A 3,209-nucleotide genomic window follows, 5' to 3' on the forward strand; every position below is an offset into this window, starting at 1 on the left:
GCAACGGGCGGCCTAAATACCGTAACTGGTGTCCGGAAATACTTGACCAGAACAGGCTTGCCCGCGAAGGGGGCGGCGGGAGCGCCCTAGATCCTGAAGCTACCCACCAACTGCTTCAACCGCGCCGCCTGTTGCTCAAGATCGGCGCAGGCGCGCAGGGTCGATTGCAGGTTTTCCACGCCTTCCTGGTTCAGGGTGTTGATTTCGGTGATGTCGACGTTGATCGATTCCACCACGGCGGTCTGTTCTTCGGTGGCGGTGGCGACCGACTGGTTCATGCCGTCGATTTCGCCGATGCGCTGGGTCACGCTGCCCAGGCGCTCGCCGGCCTGGTTGGCGATGCCCACGCTGCTTTCGCTCTGACGCTGGCTGTCGGTCATGGTGCTGACCGCTTCGCGGGCGCCGACTTGCAGGTCTTCGATCATCTTCTGCACTTGCTGCGCCGAATCCTGGGTGCGGTGTGCGAGGTTGCGCACTTCGTCGGCGACGACCGCGAAACCGCGACCGGCTTCACCGGCACGGGCCGCTTCGATGGCGGCGTTCAGGGCCAGCAGGTTGGTCTGCTGGGAGATGCTGGTGATCACTTCCAGAATCTGCCCGATGTTGACCGTGTTGCTGTTGAGCGTCTCGATGTTGCCGCACGAATCGCTGATCTTCGCCGACAGTTGATGCATCGCCGTGATGGTCTTATCCACCACCTGCTGGCCTTCCTCGGCCAGGGAGCGGGCATCGCTGGAGTGCTGGGAGGCGAGGGCGGCGTTCTGGGCGATTTCCTGGGCGGCGGCGCCGAGCTGGTTGATCGCCGCGGCCACGCTGCTGGTGCGCGAGGCCTGCTGGTCGGAGTTGAACATCGACGAGTTGGAAGCTGCCACCACGCGCAGCGCCACTTCGTTGACTTGGCCGGTGGCCGAGGACACTTCGCTGATCGAGGTGTGGATACGCTCGACGAAACGGTTGAACGACAGCCCCAGCGCGCCGAACTCGTCGTGGCCGTGAATGGTCAGGCGCTTGGTCAGGTCACCTTCGCCTTCGGCGATGTCATGCATGGCGCGACCCATGGCCAGCAACGGCTGCATCAGGAAGCTGATCAGCATGCCCAGCAACGCGATGATGATCACCACCGCAATCACCATGGCCACGATCGCCGAAGTGCGGAATTCGCTGAGCATCGAGAACGCGGTTTCCTGGTCGAGCACCAGTGCCACGTACCAATCGGCCGACGGCACGCCGTTGACGTGGGTGAAGGAGATGAACTGGCGCTTGCCGTCGATCTCGACTTCCTTCATGCCCGGGCTGACTTTCGGGGTGTCGCTCGGGTAGGCCTCCGCCAGGCTCTTGAGCACCAGCTTGCTGTCAGGGTGAATCAGGATCTTGCCGTCGGCGCCGACGATGAACGCGTGGCCGTGGCCGCCGAAGTTCAGCGAGTTGATGATCGCGCTGACGCTGGACAGGTCGATGTCGGCCCCGGCTACGCCGATCATCTGGCCCTGACGCTGCACCGGTGTCGCCACGGTGATTACAAGCTTGCCGGACGAGGTGGCGATGTAGGGTTCGGTGACGATGGTCTGCTGCGCGCTGTTGGCCGACTTGTACCAGCCGCGGGCGCGTGGATCGTAGTCCGCCGGACGGTTGCCCGCCGGGATCGAGAACATCACGCCATCGTTACCGCCGAAGTAACTCAGCTGGAAGTTGCCGGTGTAGGCGGGCAGGTCGATGACGCGCTTGAGGCTGTCCGCAGAACTGCCATCCGCGCTGAGCTGCTGGGACATCGATTGCAGCAGCTGGATGCGGCCAACCAGCCAGGTCTGGATGTTGCTGGTGGTCAGGCTGCCCAGTTCCTGCATCGAGGCTTCGGTGCTACTGCGCAGTGTCTGGCGCTGGCGATAGTCGTTGAACAGGATGAAACAGGCGAATGCGATGGCCACCACGAGGGCAGCAGCCGACAGGATCTTGTGGCTGAACTTCATGTTTCTGGTCATTGGATGAATACCGCACGGAGGCATTGTCGACAAAGGGGGCAATTTCCTCGTCCGTGAGCATTGCGCTGCACTGCATGTCGGCTGAGCAGCGCCAAAGATTAGTCGTTTTTAGATAAAAACGACGAAATGCACGACAGCTTCACAACGTGATTGATTTCCCGGCTGAAAGAGACGAGCGGCCCCATAAATAGGCGCCCGGCGAGGGAACCAGATCGCTGTTTGGTCTTCTAAGGATCTGTTTGGCAGTCATGCCAATCCCCATCGCCCCCGGAGTTACCCAATGTCCCTGCGATCCATCGCCTTGCTTTCGTTCTGCGTGTTGTTGGCTGCGTGCAGCAAGGTCAATCAGGAAAACTACTCCAAGCTCGAGTCTGGAATGAACAAGGCCGAGGTTGAAAACCTGCTGGGCAAACCCGCCGATTGTTCCGGCGCGCTCGGCATGTCCAGTTGCACCTGGGGCGACAAGAACAGCTTTATCAGCGTGCAGTATGCCGGTGACAAGGTGCTGATGTTTTCCGGCCAAGGCCTGAAGTAAACCGGGGCGCTCAGCCCCCGGGAGAAAAATAATGAAGCGGTTATTGATCATGCTTTTTGCCGGCCTGGTATTGGCCGGCTGCGCCACGTCTGGCCAGGATACGTTGGCGCCGAAGACTGTTAGCAGCGTGAACCTCAAGCGTTACCAGGGCACCTGGTACGAGTTGGCGCGTCTGCCGATGTACTTCCAGCGCGACTGCGCGCAATCCGAAGCCCATTACACGCTCAAGCCTGACGGTAACGTGGCAGTGCTCAATCGCTGCCTGACGCCGCAGTGGGAGTGGGAAGAGGTCAAGGGCACGGCTTATCCACAGGTGCCGGGCAAGACCGACAAGTTGTGGGTCGAGTTCGATACCTGGTTCTCGCGCCTGATTCCGGGTGTGGCGAAGGGCGAATACTGGGTGCTGTACGTCAGCGACGACTACAAGACCGCCATCGTCGGCGATCCGAGTCGTCGTTATCTGTGGCTGCTGTCGCGCACGCCGACCGTCAACGGGGTGGTGCGTGAAGAGTTGCTGAGCAAGGCACGTCAGCAGGGTTACGACACCACTCGACTGATCTGGCGGGCGACGGATACGCAGATGGCTAAGACTTCGAACTAAGGATCAGCGCGTAACCAATGTGGGAGCGGGCTTGCTCGCGAAAAGGCCGGCAGATCCAACACCACTTCGAACCCCACAACCCCCCCCCCCGCCA

3 protein-coding genes and 1 pseudogene are annotated in these 3,209 nt (G+C 61.1%); 2 read left to right on the forward strand and 2 right to left on the reverse strand.

Annotated elements, in window-relative coordinates; translation table 11 throughout:
- Positions 1–86: 86 nt before the first annotated feature.
- Both ACW9JE_RS29735 and ACW9JE_RS29740 read right to left on the reverse strand, forming a co-directional pair.
- Positions 87–851 (reverse strand): methyl-accepting chemotaxis protein, encoded by a 765-nt coding sequence (locus ACW9JE_RS29735; protein WP_457434790.1) that lies wholly within the window; start codon positions 849–851, stop codon positions 87–89.
- A gap of 93 nt (positions 852–944) precedes the next feature.
- Positions 945–2,003, reverse strand: a pseudogene (locus ACW9JE_RS29740) (HAMP domain-containing protein); the annotation flags it as partial.
- Between the two features lie 256 nt (positions 2,004–2,259).
- On the opposite strand from ACW9JE_RS29740, the gene ACW9JE_RS29745 reads away from it, so the two are divergent.
- Entirely contained in the window at positions 2,260–2,514 is a 255-nt protein-coding gene (locus ACW9JE_RS29745) for an outer membrane protein assembly factor BamE (RefSeq protein WP_224540345.1), read from the forward strand.
- Positions 2,515–2,545: 31 nt separating this feature from the next.
- Positions 2,546–3,115: a lipocalin family protein gene (locus ACW9JE_RS29750; RefSeq protein WP_224540347.1), complete on the forward strand. Its 570-nt coding sequence runs from the start codon at positions 2,546–2,548 to the stop codon at positions 3,113–3,115.
- The last annotated feature ends 94 nt before the right edge of the window (positions 3,116–3,209 follow it).

Source organism: Pseudomonas sp. SDO55104_S430 (genome assembly GCF_054070595.1).